Source organism: Nocardia brasiliensis, from assembly GCF_042691675.1.
GTDB lineage: Bacteria > Actinomycetota > Actinomycetes > Mycobacteriales > Mycobacteriaceae > Nocardia > Nocardia brasiliensis_D.
Window position 1 is genome coordinate 7,440,199 of record NZ_CP170507.1, and the last position, 18,505, is coordinate 7,458,703.

The window sequence follows — 18,505 nt, forward strand, 5'->3', positions numbered from 1 at the left end:
CCCGCGCGGCCCGACCGGCTGCTTCCCCTGAGACACGAACGGCCGCGCCCGATTTCCAGGCGCGGCCGTTTCGTCACGTCTCGGCTCTCAGCTTCCGAGCGCCTGCTCGATATCGGCGAGCAGGTCGGCGGCGTCCTCGATGCCGACCGACAACCGCACCAGATCCGCGGGCACCTCCAGCACCGAGCCCTCGGTGGACGCGTGCGTCATCGCGGCCGGGTGCTCGATCAGCGACTCCACCCCGCCGAGCGACTCGGCCAGCGTGAATACCTTGGTGCGCGAGCAGAAATCGCGAGCCGCGTCGGGGCCGCCGTGCAGCCGCACCGAGATCATGCCGCCGAACCGACGCATCTGCTTGGCGGCGACCGCGTGGCCCGGATGCTCCGGCAGGCCCGGGTAGATCACCTGGGAGATGGCCGGATGCCGGGACAGGAACTCGGCCAGGGTTTCCGCGTTGTCGCAGTGCCGGTCCATCCGCACGGCCAGGGTCTTGGTGCCGCGCAAGGTGAGGAAGGCGTCGAACGGGCCGGGAACCGCGCCCGCGCCGTTCTGCAGGAAGGCGAACGCGGCGTCGAGCTCGGGATCGTTGGTGATCAGCGCGCCACCGACCACGTCGGAGTGACCACCGAGGTACTTGGTGGTCGAGTGGGTGACGATGTCGGCGCCCAACAGCAGCGGCTGCTGCAGGTACGGCGTGGCGAAGGTGTTGTCCACCACCAGCTTCGCGCCCGCGGCGTGCGCGATGTCGGCGAGGGCGGGGATGTCGCCGATGCTCAACAGCGGGTTGGTCGGGGTCTCTACCCACACCAGCTTGGTGTTCGGGCGGATCGCCGCCCGCATCTCGTCCACGTCGAACACGTGCGCGGGCGAGTGCTCGATGCCCCACTGGCTGAACACCTTGTCGATCAGGCGGAAGGTGCCGCCGTACGCGTCGTCCGGGATGACGATGTGGTCGCCGGGCCGCAGCGTGGCGCGAATGGCACAGTCGGTGGCCGCCATGCCCGACGCGAAGGCCCGGCCGTAGCTGCCGGATTCGAGCGCGGCGAGGTTCGCTTCCAGCGCGGACCTGGTCGGGTTGCCGGTGCGGGCGTATTCGAAACCGCCGCGCAGCCCGCCGACCCCGTCCTGGGCGAACGTCGAACTCGCGTAGATGGGCACGTTCACCGCGCCGGTCTGCGGATCGGGATCGAATCCTGCGTGCACGGCCCGTGTGGAGAACCCCAGCTCACTCATAGCCCCCAGCCTAATCAGGAGCGATTCTCCGGCAACCCGCTGGTCGTCCGCAGTCGACGCCCGAGAGGCGTTTCCGCACCGGCTCCGATCTAGTTACGCAGCTAGGCCGAGTAGACCGAAAATTTTGTGCCGAGAACCTGAGATGACTCCGATCTCACCGGCCCCCTCCCCAATTAGGCTTAGCGCATGGTGACTGTGGAAGAACTGTTCGCGATCGACTCCCTGCTGTCCGACGACGAGCGCGAGATCCGCGCTGCCGTCGCGACCTTCGCGAACCAACGGCTGCGCCCGCACATCGCGGACTGGTTCGAGGCGGGGACCTTCCCGGCCCGCGAGATCGCTCCGCAACTGGGCGAGGTCGGACTGCTCGGCATGCATCTGGAGGGCTATGGCTGCGCGGGCATGTCGGCCACCATGTACGGGCTGGCCTGCCAGGAGCTGGAGGCGGTCGATTCCGGCGTGCGCAGCATGGTCTCGGTACAGGGCTCGCTCGCTATGACCGCGATCCACAAGTACGGCTCGGAGGAGCAGAAGCAGCAGTGGCTGCCGGAGATGGCGGCGGGCCGCGTGCTCGGCTGCTTCGGGCTCACCGAACCCGATTTCGGCTCCAACCCCGGCGGCATGCGGACCAGGGCCAAGCGCGACGGCACCGACTGGGTGCTCAACGGCTCGAAGATGTGGATCACCAACGGCTCGGTGGCCGATGTCGCGGTGGTGTGGGCACAGACCGAGGACGAGGGCAAGCAGGTGATCCGCGGCTTCCTGGTGCCCGCCGGGACAGCCGGATTCAGCGCACGGGAGATGCACCGCAAGCTGTCGCTGCGCGCCTCGGTGACCGCCGAACTGGACCTCGACGATGTCCGGCTGCCCGCCGACGCCGTGCTGCCGGAGTCGCGCGGCCTGGCCTCGCCGCTGGCCTGCCTGAGCGAGGCGCGGTTCGGGATCATCTTCGGCGCGCTCGGCGCGGCCCGTGACTGTCTGACGTCGACCATCGAGTACGCGCGCACCCGCGAGGTCTTCGACAAGCCGCTGGCCGCGTACCAGCTGACCCAGGCGAAGCTTGCCGATATGGTCCTGGAGTTCGGCAAGGGCCAGCTGCTCGCGCTGCACCTGGGCCGGTTGAAGGACCAGGGTGTGGTGACCCCCGAGCAGGTGAGTGCGGGCAAGTTGAACAGCACCAGGGAGGCCATCGCGATCGCCCGCGAGTGCCGCACCATCCTCGGTGCGAATGGCATCACGCTGGACTACCCGGTGTTGCGTCATGCGAACAACCTGGAGTCGGTGCTCACCTACGAGGGCACCGCGGAGGTGCATCAGCTGGTGCTCGGCCGCGCCCTGACCGACGCCAACGCCTTCCGGTAGTCCCGGTCCGGCAGGCGAACCACCTCCTGACCGGTGGAAGTCGGTTCGACTGGTTACGCGGCCGACGGTCACCTGATCGGTCGGCTTTCCGCGAACCGTTTCTCCCACAACGATTTTCGCGCGGCGAATTTGCTGGGCCGGGTTAATCCGACAAAGCCGACTGGGTCCAGCATCACAATTTCATAAAGACACGCCGGTTGCTAGCATAGGAACATGTTTCTGCTGGGCCCCGCGTTGCTCGAAGTGTCGGCGCGCAAGATATTGAACCGCCTGCACAAGACGCACGGGGTACCGGCGCTTGCCGCCGCCGCGGAGCTACCGGCGCTGTCGGCAGCTCTCGATCAGCACGCCGCCGCCGTCCGCGACATTCTCGAGCTCGGCGTCGAGGGTGCCGCGCGAGTTCCGGTGAGCGTGCTGCTCGCGGGCTACGCGCGCGGACTCCTCGATCACGTGCGCGAGGTCGCGGCCGAACACGGTGCGACGACCAGCACGACGCCGGGTGACCTCGGCAGCTGGGCGGACGCCGATTGGGTGCAGCTGCGCCTGGCGAGCGTGTGCTTGCACGCCTCCCGGCAGCCCGCCTGAACATCTGGCCCTGGCACACGTCCGCCGCGAGCGTCGAAGCCCGCGGCGGACGTACTTGTCACTCGTGTTGAATGCGGCGTTCTAACGCACGTCGCCCGGATCGCGGTAGCCCATGTACTCGCCGGACTGCTGGTAAGAACCGCCGCCCTGCTGGTACGCGCCGCCACCGCCTTGCATCGCGCCCTGGTCCCACTGCTGGGAAGGCTGGCCCTGGCCGCGCGCGGCCTGCTGATCCATCCATAGCTGCTCGCGCGACGCGTCCTCGCGACCACGCGAGTACGCCTGCGCGTGACCCTTGACCGCGGGCATCTCCTCTTCCAGCCCGCTCAGCCAGTTCTCCCAGCGCTGCTGCATCGGGCGAACCATGCCGCCGCCGACACCGACCACCAGGATGCCGCCGATGGTGGCGAGCACCGCGATGAGGATCGGCATGGTGACCGACATCGCGACCCCGATCTGGTTCAGCGCGGCGACGATGCCGACGCCCCAGATGAACACCGCGGCGACCCGGCCGATCATCGCGCCATAGGACAGGCCGCCGAGCATGTTGCCGACCAGGTCACGCACCGCGGAGGCGATCGCGCCCGCGATCACCACGATGATGATCGCCACCGCCGCCTTGGGCAGCCACGAGACGATGCCGTCGAGCAGATCGCTCACCGGGTTCGGACCGAAGACACCGAAGCCGAGCTGGAGGGCGATCAGCAGGATCGCGTAGTACGCCAGCTTCGCCAGCAGATCCGAGGCGTCGTAGCGACTGCGCGACATCATCTGCTTGAGGCCGCCGCGCTCGACCAGGCGGTCGAAGCCGACCCGCTCGAGCACCTTGTTCACGATTGTCGACACGGCCTTCGCGACGATCCAGCCGATGAGCAAGATGACGATGAATCCGGCCAGCTTGGGGACGAACGTGGCGATCGAGCTCCACGCGTCCGAAAACCCCTTCTGGAAATCGATAGCCAAACTGGAGGTGTACATGCCCATCCCTTCGCTATCCGATTACGCCATGGCTGTTTGCCGAGGCTGCTTCAAAGCCGGTTATACCCCGACGACATAACTCGAATCACTTGTTTGCAGATAATTTGCCACATTGCAGCATTCGCCGCGACCGCTACGGATCCGGCGCGCGGGGCGATATGGGCTGCCGACGACCGACGCGGACTGGTCGGTCGTCCTCACAGCCGGGATCCACGGGATGCGGAGAAGATTGTTACGACCTGTCATCGCGGTGCCATCTCGCTGTCACCGACACGCCAAGGTAAGCAGCGCACGCTTATCCCGGATCCGGCATCAGGGCAATGCCTCCCGCCTGACACCCCCGGAGGTGCACGATGTACACGCTGTCAGCCGTCCCCGTCGATCGATGGTCGACCTCCCGGGTCGGGAGCCGCACACCGCTGGGAGCCCGCGATGTTCGTGCGTGACCATGCGCTGTCCGCCACCGGCGGCACCGCCGCGCCGCTGCCGGATCACCGCGAACTGGTCGCCGCTTTCGGCGGCCAGGACGGGGATTCGGACACCGACCATCCCCTGATCGTCTGGGCTCGCCGCCTGGCCACGCTGCATCGGCAGCGCCATGGAGATCCGCTGGCAGCCGCCGGAATCGACTGCCGCCGAGCCGAATTGGTCGCGGCCATCGATACCTGGGTGGCTACTCAGCTGCCCCGCCGCAGCTGCACCGACCACCTGCGCGCCGGGTCGCTCGGCGCCACCGTCGATCGCATGGCGGCGGCGCACGCGCATGCCAGCCATCTGCTGCACACCGCCGAAAAGGTCTCCGACGATCGGGTCCATGCGGCGTGGTATCGGCTTGCGTCATTGGCCGACGAATGGACGGATCTGATCATCGGCGCGGTACGGAAGACTTAACGGTTCAGATCACCAGCTCGGGCTCGCGAAGCCCGAGCTGTCGTGCCGCCAGCCACCGCATCCCCTTGGTCAGCAGGGGCAGCATCAACACCATCAACAGCAACCGCATGCTCTGCACGCAGGTGATCAACGGCAGGTTGGCGTCCATCGACTCGGCGGTGGCCAGCACGGCATTGATGCCGCCGGGCGTGGTGGCCAGGTAGATGTCGGACAGTTCGAGGTCGACGAAGGTGGCCACGGCGAAAGCGAGCCCGGCGACGATGGCCGACAAGGCGACGATGGTGACCGTCATGCCCGGGATCATCCTGGCCATCTCCGTGACAACGGTTTTGGTGAACCGGGTGCCCACCTCGAAACCGATGAGCACGAACAGCAGATCCTTGAACAGGTTCGTCGGCGCGTACCCGTGGCTGATGCCGAGTGCGGTGAGCAGCGCGGTCATCAGCATCGGCCCGATCAGCGCCGGGCTCGGCAGGCTGAGCCGCTTACCCAGTTTGGTGCCGATGACGCACAGCATCACCGCGATGGACAATCCGGCGACCTGATCGCCGCGGCCGACGATCATCCAGTACGGCAGATCGGGATTGGTGACCGCGCCACCGAGCGTCACGTGCTCGGTGGTCAAGCTACCGCTGCTGTTGTTCAGCAGCGCGCCGAGCGCGGGCGCGCTCACCGCGACCAGCGCGACGCGCAGATACTGCATGAACGCCACTTGGCGCGGATCGGCGTCCATGTCGTCGGCGCAGGCCACCACCGCCGCGGACCCACCGGCCAGCAGGCCGAGTGTCGCGGTCGGCAACTCCACGTGGGCGACTCGCGCGAACACCACCGCGACCAGCAGGCTGATCACCAGCGTCGCCACGGTGACCGCGAGTACCGGCACCAGCGCCAGCCCGATGGTGGACAGCAGCGAGATCTCCAGATAGCTGCCCATCAGGACACCGAGCATCGCCTGCACGCCGATGGATAGTTCACGAGGCATCGGGGCGGGCAACCGCCCGGCCAACGCGAGAGCTCCGCCGACGACGATCGCTAGAATCATCTGCGGCGCCGGGAAATGCACTCGATCGAGCAATTCCGCCCCGGCAAGCACCGAGGCCAGCAGAGCTACCCATCCGATCACTTGCCTGCGCGTCATACCTAGTAATCCTTGCGCCCGCTAGTGAACAAACCGTTACGTCTCCGTTATCGCGGTTAACGGTTGGTGTGATCCCGGACGCACATCGCCAATCTCCTGTTCAGCGCGGAGATTTCTGGGGCCTGGTGCGGTTCTCGAAATCCGTTCGCGTTATTGGATAGTCGATCGAGCGAACTCGAAGCTCATATCCCGCACACCGCGCGAGCACGCGCATCGGATCGGCCGCCGGAGCTGCCACGTGTACTATTCGCCCGAACCACACCCCCCACCGCGGGAGCTCGGGCACGGCCGGGCTGAGAGGGCGGACCCCAGCGCTTCGCCGACCGCATGAACCTGTCCGGGTAATGCCGGCGTAGGAAGAGCGTTTCGGGCATGTCTTCATCGACCCTGCACAACTCCGAACGGCACGAGGCACCCTTCACCCTCGATCAGCCCGCCCCGAAGGTGCTGTCCTTCTGGGACCAGAGCGCATTCTGGGCAAACCTGGGCGTCAGCCTGTTCGCCTTTTCCGGCGCCTACACCGTGCTCGCGCCGAATTCCGATGGCGTCGCGCAGATCTCCATCGCCGCGGGCATTCTCGCGATGATCGTCGGGACGGTGGTCGGTGGCCTGATGCTCGGCCTGGCTGCGGTGCCGGGCGCGAAGACCGGCAAACCATCGATGGTCCTGCTACGCGGCCTGTTCGGCGCGAAACTCAGCTATCTGCCGACCGTGCTGAACATCGCCCAGCTGATCGGCTGGGGCACTTTCGAGTTGATCGTCATCGGTGACGCGGCCGACGAACTGTTCGGCGGCGGACCGCATTGGATGTATGTGGTGGCCGCGGGCGTGCTCACGACGGCGCTGACGATCTGGCCGCTCGGCTCGGTCCGGATGCTGCGCCGGTTCGTCACCGCGGGCGTCGTGATCGCGCTGGTCTGGTTCTATATCCAGTTCTTCCGCGCGGGGCTGCCCGATCTGTCGGCCAATCCGGGGCCGCGCGGCGACGGACCGTTCGGCGTCGACTGGAACCTCTTCTGGATCGCCACCGATGCGGCACTGGCGGTTTCGATCTCCTGGGTGCCGGTCGCCGCCGACTACACGCGCCACTCGCGCAGCACCGGATCGGCGTTCGGCGCGGCCAGCGGGGCCTACGCGCTCACCCAGATCGTCGCCTACGCGCTGGGCCTTTTCGCCTTGGCGCAGGCCACCGGCGGCGGCCAGTACTCGGCGTTCCTTCAGGTCAGCCTCGGCGGACTGTTCTTCTTCATCTTCGTGTTCCGCGAGGCCGATCAGTCGTTCGCCAATGTGTATTCCACCGCCGTGTCGATCCAGAACCTCGCGCCGCGGCTCGACCGGCGGATCCTGTCGATCGGGCTCGGCACGCTGATCACGGTGCTCGCGCTGCTGCTGAACATGCAGAACTACTTCGGCTTCCTCGGCCTGATCGGTTCGGTGTTCGTGCCGCTGCTCGGCGTACTGGTCGCCGACTTCTTCCTGCGCGCCAAGGGCGAGTGGAACACCGCCGACGACGCACCGCCGCGCTGGGGAATGATCGTCGCGTGGTTGGCCGGGTTCTCGGTCTACCAGCTCATCAATCCGGGCGATGCGGGCGCGTGGACCCGCTTCTGGGTGGACGTGCAGGAGCGGCTGCACTTCACCAAGCAGGCGTGGATGAGCGCGTCACTGCTGTCGTTCCTCGCCGCTGTGCTGGTCGCCTGGGCCCTCGGGCGGGTCTGGACGCTGCGGCAAGATCGCGCAACGGCAGGCGAATCCGCCTAGGCGTACCTCCGCATTCGCTCCGGCCATGCGCGGACTAATGACGGGCTCCGCCCGGCTGCGCCTATTCTGCGTACCTCCGCATTCGCTCCGGCCATGCCGGGCTGACGGCGGGTTCCACCCGGCTGCGCCCGTTCTGCCGGCCTCGGCTGCCACGATGGAGTCATGGGCGAGATCCGGATCGGCACGTCGGGCTGGGTGTATCCACCGTGGCGTGGTGTCTTCTATCCCAAGGGCGTGACGCAGAAGCGCGAACTCGCGTATCTGTCGGCACAGCTGAACAGCGTCGAGATCAACGGCTCGTTCTACGCGCTGCAGCGTCCGTCGAGCTACCAGAACTGGGCGAGCCAGACGCCGGACGACTTCGTGTTCGCGGTGAAGGGCAGCAGATTCATCACGCACATGAAGCGGCTGCGCGACGGCGACGCGCTGCTGGCGAACTTCCTGGCGTCCGGATTACTCGCCCTCGGCCCCAAACTCGGTCCGATCCTCTGGCAGCTGCCGCCGAACTTCCCGTTCGATCCCGAGTTGCTCGGCGCGTTCTTCACCCATCTTCCGCGCAGCACCACCCAGGCCGCCGACATCGCGAAACAGCATGATCATCGGGTGGATCCGGCGTTCACGACCACCGACGCCGACCGGCCGCTGCGGCACGCACTGGAGATCCGCCATCCCAGCTTCGTCACACCGGAGTTCACCGAGCTGCTCACCAAGCACGAGATCGCGCTGGTAATCGCCGACGCCGCAGGCAAATACCCGCTGATCGAAGAGGTCACCGCGGACTTCGTCTACATCCGCCTGCACGGCCACGACGAGCTCTACGTCAGCGGCTACACCGACGAGGGCCTGGACATGTGGGCGGCGAAGATCCGTGCCTGGTCCGCCCACGGTGACGTGTTCTGTTACTTCGACAACGACGCGAAGGTCATGGCCCCCCGCGACGCCCTGGCCCTCCGCGCCCGCCTCGAGTAACCGCGCCCGTTCGAGCAATCGGGCCGCCGCGAGTAGCCGGCCCGGCGTCAGTGCCCGAGGGTGCCGACGCTCAAGAAGCCCAACAGGTCGTGGCGGGTGATCACGCCGACCGGCTTGCCCTCCTCGACGACCATCAGCGCGTCGGTGTCCGACAGCGCCTTGGTCGCGGCAGAAATCGGCTCACCGGCGCCGATCAGCGGGAACGACGGGCTCATGTGCTTGCCCACCGAATCCGTCAGGTGCGCACGGCCTTCGAACACCGCCGAGAGCAGGTCGCGCTCGGAGACGCTGCCCGCGACCTCGCCCGCCATCACCGGCGGCTCCGCGCCGACCACCGGCATCTGCGAGACGCCGTACTCGCGCAGAATCTCGATGGCGTCGCGCAGGGTCTCCGACGGATGGGTGTGCACCAGATCGGGCAGCTCACCGGACTTGCCGCGCAACACATCTCCGACCAGCGGTTCGACGGTGCTGCCGTCGAGCCGCTCGCGCAGGAAGCCGTAGGAGCTCATCCACTGGTCGTTGAAGATCTTGGACAGGTAGCCGCGGCCACCATCCGGCAGCAGCACCACCACGACCGCGTCCGGGTCACGGCGCGCGACCTCGATGGCCGCGACCACCGCCATGCCGCACGATCCGCCGACCAACAGGCCTTCCTCGCGGGCGAGGCGCCGGGTCATGTCGAACGAGTCCGCGTCCGAGACCGCGATGATCTCGTCCGGGATGGCCGGGTCGTAGGCGGACGGCCAAAAGTCTTCGCCGACCCCCTCGACCAGGTACGGCCGTCCGGTACCACCGGAGTACACCGAGCCCTCCGGGTCGGCGCCGATGATCTTGACCTGGCCGCCGGACACCTCTTTGAGGTAGCGGCCGACGCCGGTGATGGTGCCGCCGGTGCCGACGCCCGCGACGAAGTGGGTGACCTTGCCGTCGGTGTCGTTCCAGATCTCCGGGCCGGTCGTCTCGTAGTGGCTTTCCGGGCCGCCGGGATTGGAGTACTGGTCCGGCTTCCACGCGCCGTCGATCTCCCCGACCAGGCGGTTGGAGACGCTGTAGTAGCTGGCCGGGTCTTCCGGCGACACGGCCGTCGGGCACACGACGACCTCGGCGCCGTACGCGCGCAGCACGTTGCGCTTGTCCTCGCTGACCTTGTCCGGGCAGACGAAAACGCAGTGGTAGCCACGCTGCTGGGCGACCAGCGCGAGGCCGACACCGGTGTTGCCCGAGGTGGGTTCGACGATGGTGCCGCCGGGCCGTAGCTCCCCGGACTTCTCGGCCGCGTCGATCATCTTCACCGCGATACGGTCCTTGGAACTACCGCCCGGGTTCAGGTATTCGATCTTGGCCGCCACCAATCCGGCATTCGGTCCTACAACAGAGTTCAACCGGACCAACGGCGTATTGCCGATGAGGTCCACGACATGGTCGGCGATGCGCATGCGCCCCATAGTTCCAGATGGCTCCGATGTGAGTCCGCGCACGCCACGCGGAAGCGGTTCCGGCCCGACAAATCCGGGAAACCAGCAAACCCCCATTTAGGATCGCACCATGAGGCAGCCGAAAAGTGCCCGGACCTGCACTGTTCTGGCCGGAGCGGCAGTGGCCGCGCTGGTCGGAACAGGCATCCCGGCAAACGCGGTGACCATCGAATTTCCGCAGGTGCCCACCCTCGCCTACGGCGGCTGGTGCGGGACGAGCATCCGCACCTGGGCCGATGTCGGCCCGGCGTGGCCCGGCCGGGCGATCCTCAATGTTCGGGCACTGCCCGTCGCGGGGATCGGCCCCGGCGACTATCCACTGGCCCCGCTGTGCGAGGTCCGCACCACGGTCGCCTGGCGCAACACCACCACCGGGGCGGCGGGCAGCTACGAACCCACCGTGGTGACCGGTATCTACGGCAGCGTCCAGTACTCGGAATTCCAGGACACCGGCCCCGGCCGCATCGCGGTCACCGTGACCACCGACGCGGCGAGCATTCCCGCCTACGGCTCGTTCGACGTTCCCGCTCCGGCTGCCCCAGCTGCGTGAAGTCGGTACATTCCTATTTGTGAGCGCACCACGCATCGGCTGGCGGACCGCCGCGATGACCGGTGCCGCGACAGTCTTGGCCGGTTCCGGAGCAGGCGGCGCTTGGTGGGCGACGTCTCGACTGTTGATGGCGCAGGCAGGCGCGGCGCGTGGCGTGATCGGCCGGGACACCTCGAAACCGCCTGAGGCCGACGGCATCTACACGGCGGGCTGCCTGACGCCGGAGCCATGGCGCACCGGCAAGCACGCGGACCTGCATCTGATGATCTTCGGCGACTCCACCGCGGCGGGTGTCGGCTGCGTGGTCGCCGACGAAGTGCCCGGCGTACGGCTGGCCCGCGGGCTCGCGGTGGCCACCGGGCAGCGAATCCGATTGAGCACCAAGGCGATCTCCGGCGCCACCTCCAAGGGACTGTCCGGCCAGGTCGACGCCATGTTCGTGGCCGGTCCACCACCGGACGCCGCGGTCATCCTGATCGGTGCCAACGACATCACCAAGAAGCATTCCGTCCGCGCCTCCGCGCGCCGGCTGGCCGCCGCGGTCGCGCGGCTGCGCAGCGCCGACAGCGTCGTCGTGGTCGGCACCTGCCCGAATCTCGGCACGGTAACCGCGATTCCGCAGCCATTGCGCACGGTGGTGCACAACTGGAGTGTCCGGCTGGCCCGGGCGCAGACGGTGGCCACCAGCGTCGCGGGCGGGCGTCCGGTGCCGATGGGCTATCTGCTGGCACCGGAGTTCCGGGCCCAGCCCGAACTGCTCTTCGCCGCCGACGGTTTCCATCCTTCGGCCGCGGGCTACGAACTTGCCGCGGCGCAACTACTTCCGGTCCTGCTCGAGGCCCTGGGCGAGGCGACCCCGGCTTCCCGTTCCTCGGGCCGCGACGTAGATTCGATAAGAACCCGCGAGTAACAACAGCGGTTCGCACGTTCCTTACCGACAAAGGAGTCCTCATGCCTGAGGCTGTCATCGTCTCGACCGCCCGCTCCCCCATCGGCCGGGCGGCCAAGGGATCGCTGGTCGACATGCGGCCCGACGACCTGACCACCCAGATCGTCCGCGCGGCGCTCGACAAGGTGCCCGCCCTCGACCCGGCCCAGATCGATGACCTGATCCTCGGCTGTGGTTCCCCCGGCGGCGAGCAGGGCTTCAATATCGCCCGCATCGTCGCGGTGCAGCTCGGCTACGACTTCGTGCCCGGCACCACCGTGCACCGCTACTGCGCGTCCTCGCTGCAGTCCACCCGGATGGCGTTCCACGCGATCAAGGCGGGCGAAGGTGACGTGTTCATCTCGGCGGGCGTCGAGACGGTGTCCCGGTACAAGAACGGCTCCGCCGACAGCTGGCCGAACACCCAGAACGAGCTCTTCGCCGAGGCGCAGGCGCGCACCGCGAAGGCCGCGGAGGGCGGCGCGGGCGTATGGCACGATCCGCGCGAGGACGGCCTGATTCCGGACGCCTATATCGCGATGGGCCAGACCGCGGAGAACGTCGCCAGCTTCACCGGCATCACCCGCGAGGAGCAGGACCACTGGGGTGTCCGCTCGCAGAACCGGGCCGAGGAAGCGATCAAGAACGGCTTCTTCGAGCGCGAGATCACCCCGGTCACGCTGCCCGACGGCTCCATCGTCGCCAAGGACGACGGCCCGCGCGCCGGTGTCACCTACGAGGCGGTCAGCAAGTTGAAGCCGGTGTTCCGCCCGGACGGCACGGTCACCGCGGGCAACTGCTGTCCGCTCAACGACGGCGCCGCCGCGCTGGTCGTGATGAGCGACACCAAGGCCAAGGAGCTCGGCCTGACCCCGCTGGCCCGCATCGTCTCCACCGGCGTCTCGGGTCTGTCCCCCGAGATCATGGGCCTCGGTCCGATCGAGGCATGCAAGCGCGCACTCGCCTTGGCGGGCAAGTCGATCGACGACATCGACCTGGTCGAGATCAACGAGGCGTTCGCGGTGCAGGTGCTCGGCTCGGCGCGCGAGCTGAAGATCGATGAGGACAAGCTGAATGTCTCGGGCGGCGCCATCGCGCTGGGCCACCCGTTCGGCATGACCGGCGCGCGCATCACCACCACGCTGATCAACAACCTGCAGACCCACGACAAGCAGTTCGGTCTGGAGACCATGTGCGTCGGCGGCGGTCAGGGCATGGCGATGGTCATCGAACGCCTCAGCTAGCCCGCCTCTCCGAGTATTCAGGCCAGACCTAGGTGCCTGGCCAGCCACGTCGGCGACCGGCGGTGAGGCGGTGGGCAGGTCAGCCCGTCCCCGGTGAGTTACCCATGTACTCACGAAATCAGTAGAACGGCTTCCTATCTTGGGATAGGAAGCCGTTCTATGTTGTGGCGTACTTGCGCGGCGGCGTGTACCGCCGTCGCTCAGTCGTTGTTGAAGTAGCTCAGCAGGCGCAGGATCTCGACGTACAGCCAGACCAGGGTGACGGTCAGGCCGAGGGCGACGCCCCAGGCGGCCCGCTCCGGTGCCTGAGCGCGGATCAGCTGATCGGCGGCGTCGAAGTCGAGCAGGAAGCTGAACGCGGCGATCGCGATGACCACCAGGCTGAAGATGATCGCGATCGGGCCGCCGTCGCGCAGGCCGAGGCCGCCGGAGATGAAGAAGCTGGCGACCAGGTTGCCGAGGGCGAGAACCAGCACGCCGATCATGGCGCCGACGATCATTCGGGTGAAGCGCGGCGTCACGCGGATCGCACCAGTCTTGTAGACGACCAGCATGCCCGCGAACACACCGAAGGTGCCGAGCACGGCCTGCGCGATCATCGCGCTGCCGCCGACGCCACCGAAGCTGATGTCGGTGAACATGAACGACAGGGCACCGACGAACAAACCCTCGAACACCGCGTACGACAGCACGAGGACCGGGTTGTCCATCTTGTTGGCGAAGGTCGCGACGAGTACCAGCACCAGGCCGATCAGGCCGCCGCCGATGACGAACAGCGGAGCCAGCGAGGTGTTGGCGTGACTCATGCCGTAGGAGACGATGGCCGACAGCGCGAGCACGCCGAGCGTGATCGCGGTCTTGGTCACCACATCGTCGATGGTCATCGAGCGGGTGGTGGCCGGTGCCTGCTGGTACGGCTGCGGCGGATACTGCTGGCCGTACTGGTTACCGTATTGCTGGCCGAGTTGGCCCGCGCCGGTCACTCCTGAGCCGAAGTTGGCGTAGCCACCACTGCCCTCTTGCCGAGGCAAGTTTCGGAAAACTGGATTGCTTGTGCTACGCACTTGCGTCCCTTTCTGGTCGTTGCCGCTGTTCGTCGAGCTTTCGCTCGATACCCAACTGCTAAGTCCAACGTTTACTGCCCGGCGCTAGTTCCCAGGGAACTGGCCGAGGCGGACAATTCGGACTCTACCGCTGTTGCGCGTCGCGCAAGCCACGGACGGAACGAGTGACCGTGAACTTGCGGTTGCGGCCGACCACGTCGGTGTGGCCCACCATGCGCTCGATGACGCCACGATAGTTGAGATGCGAGTTGAACACCGTCCACAGCTCGCCACCGGGCCGAAGCACCCGGCCGGTCTCGGCGAACATCTTGATCGCCGACCCGGTGTGCACGGCGGCCCCGACATGAAAGGGCGGGTTGCACAGCACCAGATCCGCGCTGTTGTCGGCGACCGAGGACATCGCATCGTCGCGCACCGCGGTCACCCGCTCCGCGACGCCGTTGACGGCGATGGTGGCCGTCGCCGAGGCCACCGCGGCCGCGGACTGATCGGTGCCGACCACCTTGAGGCCCGGCCGCGCCTTGGCCAGCGCGACGGCCAGTATTCCGGTGCCGCAACCGAGGTCGATAGCGTCCCGCGCGTCCGGCTTCATCCACTTCAGATGCTGCAGCAGGAATCGAGTGCCGATGTCGAGCCGGGCACCGGAGAAGGCGGCGCCGTGTGCGACCACATCGAGGTCGAGATCGTCGAGCCGGTCGCGCACCGGGAACGGCGGCTCACCGACCGGTTTCGGGCCGCTGACCAGCAGGGTGCGCGACTTCTGCCGGCCGCGGCTGGCTCTGACCTCGGAAAAAGACTGGGCCAGAACGTCGTTCATCGACTTGGTCAGATACTTGTCCCGGCCGCCCGCGAACACCACCACCTCGGGGTCGGCGTAGCGCGCGATGGCGTCGGCGACCTCGGCCAGCCCGGCCAGTGCCCGGGGCAGCCGCAGCAACACCACGCGGACATCGGCGAGCAACTCACGGCCGAGCGGGTAGGCCGTGTAGCGATCGGCGAACCCGAGCGCGCGGGCATTGTTGGCCAGTGCGAGTTCGCCGGTCAGCAGATCCTGGTGCACGCGCAGGTCGCGCAGATCGTGCGCCGCGATCGCACCGATGGTCAGCGCGCCGTACCCGTCGCCGACGATAGCTATCTTCTCGCTATCAGTGGCGGCGAGCGCTTCCTCGGCGACATCGAGAATCAGCCGATCGGCGGCATCCACGGCGTAGAGATTTAATGCCTCCACATCCGGATACCGCCGCAGTCGGCTGAGTACGTGCTCGACATCTGCCACGCCTCAAGTGTGCTAGATCGTTGCCCCCACGTCACATCGGCCCCAGCAAACCGGGGATCGGATACCGTACCGCCCCGCGCTCCGGGCCCGGGATGACCAGCGCCACAAGAGATTCGACTCAGTTGACAACCACCTTCGCGCCCCCGGGTGTCACCGCGTGCCAGACCCCACCGACGCCTTGCCCGAGCAGGTCGCCCGGCTTCTCGTCTTTGGCGAAGAAGTAGACCGGCCAGCCCGCAATGGTGATTTGGCATGCGCCATCGGCACGTTCGACGAAGCCGACGAGCTGTGGATCGACGCCCGTGACAGACACCGACTGGCCGCGCTGCGCGATCAACGGCGGCCACTTTGCGGCGCACTCGCCCACGCACGTGGAGGTGGGCGGCTGCGCGGTGTCCTTGTCGAATCGGTACACCGCGCGGCCCGCCGCCGTAACGTACTGTCCGGCAGCGCTATTGTTCGCCACGCCGAGCTGAACAGCATTTGCGCCGGTAGGCGCCGTTCCCTGGTAGATCTTCAGCCAGCCCAGGGTCTTGGCGGGCGCCTGGCTCCGCGGCGCTTCGGCGGGAGCCGCGGCCGAGGTCGATGCCGTCGGAGTCGGGGCCGCCGCGGGGACGGGCTGTCCCGCGTCGGTGCTTCCGCACGCAGTCAGCAAGCCGACGAGAACCACCGAGGCAGCGGCGAATGGCCCTGCTTCTCGCTGAAAGCGCTTGGTCGACAGCATTTTTCGGCCCTTTCGGATCGATCGTGACGCGCGATTCGCGCCCGCTCAACCACAACAACGAGACAGCTCCGCCACCGGTTCACCGTCTGGCAGACCCAGCGGCAAACATCGAGAAACCCGCAAATCCCGCGAGATGACGCACTCGCCGTTTACCATCAGCCCCATGCGTAACAGGATGGTGTTGACCATCGCCGCTGCGACGGCATTGCTCGCGGGCTGCGGCGACGACGCCGGATCCACCGCGAATACCCCGGCCACCCCCGCGGCCTCGACCACCGGAACCCTCGCCGAAGCCCCGAGCGCCCCGCGCGACGCGTTACCCAAGCGAGGCAAGGCATCCGGCGACGCGGGCCTGACCGTCACCGACATCCGGATCGGCCGCCAGCCGGGCTTCGACCGGGTGGTCTACGACCTCGGCGGCAAGGGCACGCCGGGCTGGATCGTGCAGTATGCCGACCGGGCCGTGCAGGACGGCAGCGGCAAGCCCATCGACGTGGCCGGGGACTCGATCCTGGAGGTGCAGATCCTCGGGTCGGCGTATCCGTTCGACAGCGCCGTAACGCCGTACTCGGGGCCCGATCCCGCGACCGATCCGAGCGCGCCGGGCATCGCGGGCGTGTACCGGAACACCGTGTTCGAGGGCACCACACAGTCGTTCATCGGCGTCAATGCCGACCGGCCCGGCTTCACCGTCACCGCGCTGACCAATCCGACCCGACTGGTCATCGATATCGCCGTCCCGTAGGTACCCGTACCATCAAGGGGTATTGCGAAGCACCGATGAGCCGCTACTACACTGACCGCGTGGCCGAACAGCACCTCCCGCCGCGCGCGACCGGGCCCGCCAGGGCGCTCGGCGTGCTGGTGCTGCTGGCCGGGATCGTCGCCATGCACGCCGTGGTGTTCGCGATGTCCGGTCACGCGGCGGCGCATTCCGAGCACGGTGCGACGGCGGGGCCGGGTGGCGGCCACACCGCCGAGATGGCGACCGCGGCAACCGGCTCCGACCGGATGCTCGCGCTACGGACCGACACTGCCCTCGAACCGACAGGCCCACCGGACGGGCATGAGCTCGCCGCAGCTCTCATGCCGCCCGGTCAGGATCTCGACACAGGTCCCGTGCCACACGGTCATGATCGCGACGCAGCTCCCATACCGCGCGGTCATGATCTCGACGCAGGTCCCGTACCGCGCGGTCATGATCTCGACGCAGCTCCCATACCGCACGGTCATGAGCGCGACGCAGGTCCCGTACGGCACAGCCATGATCTGAACCAGCTTGCTGGGGTGGACGGAAACAAGCTCGCTCCGACGACGATGCCAGCGGCTGTGGCAATCGGCAAACAGCCGATGTCCGGCGGCAACTCCGGTGCGGCAGGGGCGGATTGCGCGGGCGACGGCTGCGGGGGCTTGCACGGCGGAATGCACGGCTGTGTGTTCATCCTCGCCGCCGCTGCCTTGGCATTCGCCCTGGTGCTGCTGTATCGAATGGCTGATCGGCCGGGCAATGGTGTTACGCCGCTGCGTCATCCGCGCCCGCGGCGCGAGCGGTCGCCGCCGTGGACCGTGCTCTCCCTAGCCGAATTGTCGATTCTGCGGATCTGACAGGTAGCCGACCGTCGCGACGGTCGCCGCTTTGCCATGCCAGAACCCAATCGAACCCAATTCGCAAGGAGCGCAACCATGTTCATCTCACGTACCCGGATCACCGCCGTCCTCACCGCGAGCACAGCTGCCGCCGCCCTGTTCATCGCGGGCTGTAGCGACAACGACTCCGACTCGATGTCCGGGATGGATCACGGCACCGCGACCGCGACCGCGTCGCCGAGCACGTCGGCGGCGGCGGCGGCCCGCACCGACTTCAACGACGCCGACGTTACCTTCCTGCAGATGATGTACCCGCATCACGCGCAGGCCGTCGACATGGCGAAGTTGGTGCCGAGCCACAGCCAGAACCAGCAGTTGCTGGCGCTCGCCGCCGACGTGGAGAAGGCCCAGGCGCCGGAGATGCGGCAGATCACCGAGCTGCTGCAAAGTTTCGGCAAGCCCGCGCCCACCGCGGGCACCGGCCATGACGGTCACGCCATGCCGGGGATGATGAGCGCCGAGCAGATGAATGCCCTGCAGGCCGCGTCCGGTCCGGATTTCGATCGCCAGTGGCTGACCATGATGATCGAGCACCACACCGGCGCGGTCGCCATGGCCGAGACCGAGCTCGACGATGGCACGAACACCGAGTCGAAGGCATTGGCCCGCACCATTCTCGACAGCCAGCGAGCGGAGATCGACAAGATGCGCGCCATGCTCGGCCAGAGCTGATCCGA

18 protein-coding genes and 1 riboswitch are annotated in these 18,505 nt (G+C 67.5%); of the genes, 11 read left to right on the top strand and 7 right to left on the bottom strand.

Annotation, left to right across the window (positions count from 1 at the left end; genetic code table 11):
* Positions 1 to 87: 87 nt before the first annotated feature.
* Positions 88 to 1,233: a cystathionine gamma-synthase gene (locus ACFK0J_RS34320; RefSeq protein ID WP_378733849.1), complete on the bottom strand. Its 1,146-nt coding sequence runs from the start codon at positions 1,231 to 1,233 to the stop codon at positions 88 to 90.
* A 186-nt stretch (positions 1,234 to 1,419) separates the two neighbouring features.
* Here ACFK0J_RS34320 and ACFK0J_RS34325 point away from each other — a divergent pair, with 186 nt between their 5' ends.
* Positions 1,420 to 2,595 carry an acyl-CoA dehydrogenase family protein gene (locus ACFK0J_RS34325; protein ID WP_378733850.1) on the top strand — a complete coding sequence of 392 codons (1,176 nt, stop codon included), beginning with the start codon at positions 1,420 to 1,422 and terminating at the stop codon, positions 2,593 to 2,595.
* 213 nt (positions 2,596 to 2,808) lie between these two features.
* On the top strand, positions 2,809 to 3,180 hold the full coding sequence (locus ACFK0J_RS34330) for a DUF6401 family natural product biosynthesis protein (RefSeq protein WP_378733851.1): 372 nt from the start codon (positions 2,809 to 2,811) through the stop codon (positions 3,178 to 3,180).
* An 81-nt stretch (positions 3,181 to 3,261) separates the two neighbouring features.
* Here the strand turns inward: ACFK0J_RS34330 and ACFK0J_RS34335 are convergent, their stop codons facing one another.
* The gene (locus tag ACFK0J_RS34335; RefSeq protein WP_378733852.1) at positions 3,262 to 4,158 is read right to left on the bottom strand and encodes a hypothetical protein; all 897 of its coding nucleotides are present in this window, start codon (positions 4,156 to 4,158) and stop codon (positions 3,262 to 3,264) included.
* Positions 4,159 to 4,590: 432 nt separating this feature from the next.
* Here ACFK0J_RS34335 and ACFK0J_RS34340 point away from each other — a divergent pair, with 432 nt between their 5' ends.
* Entirely contained in the window at positions 4,591 to 5,049 is a 459-nt protein-coding gene (locus ACFK0J_RS34340) for a DUF4254 domain-containing protein (RefSeq protein ID WP_378733853.1), read from the top strand.
* Positions 5,050 to 5,053: 4 nt separating this feature from the next.
* Here the strand turns inward: ACFK0J_RS34340 and ACFK0J_RS34345 are convergent, their stop codons facing one another.
* Entirely contained in the window at positions 5,054 to 6,187 is a 1,134-nt protein-coding gene (locus ACFK0J_RS34345; RefSeq protein WP_378733854.1) for an AbrB family transcriptional regulator, read from the bottom strand.
* Between the two features lie 260 nt (positions 6,188 to 6,447).
* Positions 6,448 to 6,563: riboswitch (TPP riboswitch) on the top strand.
* Here ACFK0J_RS34345 and ACFK0J_RS34350 point away from each other — a divergent pair.
* On the top strand, positions 6,560 to 7,948 hold the full coding sequence (locus ACFK0J_RS34350; RefSeq protein ID WP_378733855.1) for a purine-cytosine permease family protein: 1,389 nt from the start codon (positions 6,560 to 6,562) through the stop codon (positions 7,946 to 7,948). (Overlaps the previous riboswitch by 4 nt.)
* A 162-nt stretch (positions 7,949 to 8,110) precedes the next feature.
* Positions 8,111 to 8,917: a DUF72 domain-containing protein gene (locus ACFK0J_RS34355; RefSeq protein WP_378733856.1), complete on the top strand. Its 807-nt coding sequence runs from the start codon at positions 8,111 to 8,113 to the stop codon at positions 8,915 to 8,917.
* Positions 8,918 to 8,964: 47 nt separating this feature from the next.
* Here the strand turns inward: ACFK0J_RS34355 and ACFK0J_RS34360 are convergent, their stop codons facing one another.
* Positions 8,965 to 10,356, bottom strand: a complete 1,392-nt coding sequence (locus ACFK0J_RS34360) for a cystathionine beta-synthase (protein ID WP_378733857.1) — start codon at positions 10,354 to 10,356, stop codon at positions 8,965 to 8,967.
* 109 nt (positions 10,357 to 10,465) lie between these two features.
* On the opposite strand from ACFK0J_RS34360, the gene ACFK0J_RS34365 reads away from it, so the two are divergent.
* Genes ACFK0J_RS34365 through ACFK0J_RS34375 form a run of 3 tightly spaced genes read left to right on the top strand, consistent with a single transcriptional unit; the run spans position 10,466 to position 13,117 of the window.
* Positions 10,466 to 10,945 carry a hypothetical protein gene (locus tag ACFK0J_RS34365; protein WP_378733858.1) on the top strand — a complete coding sequence of 160 codons (480 nt, stop codon included), beginning with the start codon at positions 10,466 to 10,468 and terminating at the stop codon, positions 10,943 to 10,945.
* A 55-nt stretch (positions 10,946 to 11,000) separates the two neighbouring features.
* Positions 11,001 to 11,855, top strand: a complete 855-nt coding sequence (locus tag ACFK0J_RS34370) for an SGNH/GDSL hydrolase family protein (protein WP_378743246.1) — start codon at positions 11,001 to 11,003, stop codon at positions 11,853 to 11,855.
* A gap of 41 nt (positions 11,856 to 11,896) precedes the next feature.
* On the top strand, positions 11,897 to 13,117 hold the full coding sequence (locus ACFK0J_RS34375) for an acetyl-CoA C-acetyltransferase (protein ID WP_378733860.1): 1,221 nt from the start codon (positions 11,897 to 11,899) through the stop codon (positions 13,115 to 13,117).
* Between the two features lie 200 nt (positions 13,118 to 13,317).
* Here the strand turns inward: ACFK0J_RS34375 and ACFK0J_RS34380 are convergent, their stop codons facing one another.
* From ACFK0J_RS34380 to ACFK0J_RS34390, 3 genes are all read right to left on the bottom strand, one after another.
* Positions 13,318 to 14,181 carry a Bax inhibitor-1/YccA family protein gene (locus tag ACFK0J_RS34380; protein ID WP_378733861.1) on the bottom strand — a complete coding sequence of 288 codons (864 nt, stop codon included), beginning with the start codon at positions 14,179 to 14,181 and terminating at the stop codon, positions 13,318 to 13,320.
* Positions 14,182 to 14,305: 124 nt separating this feature from the next.
* A complete protein-coding gene (locus ACFK0J_RS34385; protein ID WP_378733863.1) occupies positions 14,306 to 15,457 on the bottom strand; it encodes a class I SAM-dependent methyltransferase in 1,152 nt (383 codons plus the stop codon).
* A gap of 118 nt (positions 15,458 to 15,575) precedes the next feature.
* The gene (locus ACFK0J_RS34390) at positions 15,576 to 16,181 is read right to left on the bottom strand and encodes a hypothetical protein (protein ID WP_378733864.1); all 606 of its coding nucleotides are present in this window, start codon (positions 16,179 to 16,181) and stop codon (positions 15,576 to 15,578) included.
* A 163-nt stretch (positions 16,182 to 16,344) separates the two neighbouring features.
* On the opposite strand from ACFK0J_RS34390, the gene ACFK0J_RS34395 reads away from it, so the two are divergent.
* The 3 genes from ACFK0J_RS34395 (at position 16,345) to ACFK0J_RS34405 (ending at position 18,500) form a co-directional block, all read left to right on the top strand.
* Positions 16,345 to 16,926, top strand: coding sequence for a hypothetical protein (locus ACFK0J_RS34395; RefSeq protein WP_378733865.1), 582 nt, complete (start codon positions 16,345 to 16,347; stop codon positions 16,924 to 16,926).
* 59 nt (positions 16,927 to 16,985) lie between these two features.
* Positions 16,986 to 17,786: a hypothetical protein gene (locus ACFK0J_RS34400; protein ID WP_378733866.1), complete on the top strand. Its 801-nt coding sequence runs from the start codon at positions 16,986 to 16,988 to the stop codon at positions 17,784 to 17,786.
* 78 nt (positions 17,787 to 17,864) lie between these two features.
* The gene (locus tag ACFK0J_RS34405) at positions 17,865 to 18,500 is read left to right on the top strand and encodes a DUF305 domain-containing protein (RefSeq protein ID WP_378733867.1); all 636 of its coding nucleotides are present in this window, start codon (positions 17,865 to 17,867) and stop codon (positions 18,498 to 18,500) included.
* Positions 18,501 to 18,505 lie beyond the last annotated feature (5 nt).

Excerpts from the sequence above, each read along its gene's own strand:
- ACFK0J_RS34320 (WP_378733849.1), bottom strand. The coding sequence starts at position 1,233 with ATGAGTGAGCTGGGGTTCTCCACACGGGCCGTGCACGCAGGATTCGAT.
- ACFK0J_RS34325 (WP_378733850.1), top strand. The coding sequence starts at position 1,420 with ATGGTGACTGTGGAAGAACTGTTCGCGATCGACTCCCTGCTGTCCGAC.
- ACFK0J_RS34330 (WP_378733851.1), top strand. The coding sequence starts at position 2,809 with ATGTTTCTGCTGGGCCCCGCGTTGCTCGAAGTGTCGGCGCGCAAGATA.
- ACFK0J_RS34335 (WP_378733852.1), bottom strand. The coding sequence starts at position 4,158 with ATGTACACCTCCAGTTTGGCTATCGATTTCCAGAAGGGGTTTTCGGAC.
- ACFK0J_RS34340 (WP_378733853.1), top strand. The coding sequence starts at position 4,591 with ATGTTCGTGCGTGACCATGCGCTGTCCGCCACCGGCGGCACCGCCGCG.
- ACFK0J_RS34345 (WP_378733854.1), bottom strand. The coding sequence starts at position 6,187 with ATGACGCGCAGGCAAGTGATCGGATGGGTAGCTCTGCTGGCCTCGGTG.
- ACFK0J_RS34350 (WP_378733855.1), top strand. The coding sequence starts at position 6,560 with ATGTCTTCATCGACCCTGCACAACTCCGAACGGCACGAGGCACCCTTC.
- ACFK0J_RS34355 (WP_378733856.1), top strand. The coding sequence starts at position 8,111 with ATGGGCGAGATCCGGATCGGCACGTCGGGCTGGGTGTATCCACCGTGG.
- ACFK0J_RS34360 (WP_378733857.1), bottom strand. The coding sequence starts at position 10,356 with ATGCGCATCGCCGACCATGTCGTGGACCTCATCGGCAATACGCCGTTG.
- ACFK0J_RS34365 (WP_378733858.1), top strand. The coding sequence starts at position 10,466 with ATGAGGCAGCCGAAAAGTGCCCGGACCTGCACTGTTCTGGCCGGAGCG.
- ACFK0J_RS34370 (WP_378743246.1), top strand. The coding sequence starts at position 11,001 with ATGACCGGTGCCGCGACAGTCTTGGCCGGTTCCGGAGCAGGCGGCGCT.
- ACFK0J_RS34375 (WP_378733860.1), top strand. The coding sequence starts at position 11,897 with ATGCCTGAGGCTGTCATCGTCTCGACCGCCCGCTCCCCCATCGGCCGG.
- ACFK0J_RS34390 (WP_378733864.1), bottom strand. The coding sequence starts at position 16,181 with ATGCTGTCGACCAAGCGCTTTCAGCGAGAAGCAGGGCCATTCGCCGCT.
- ACFK0J_RS34395 (WP_378733865.1), top strand. The coding sequence starts at position 16,345 with ATGCGTAACAGGATGGTGTTGACCATCGCCGCTGCGACGGCATTGCTC.
- ACFK0J_RS34405 (WP_378733867.1), top strand. The coding sequence starts at position 17,865 with ATGTTCATCTCACGTACCCGGATCACCGCCGTCCTCACCGCGAGCACA.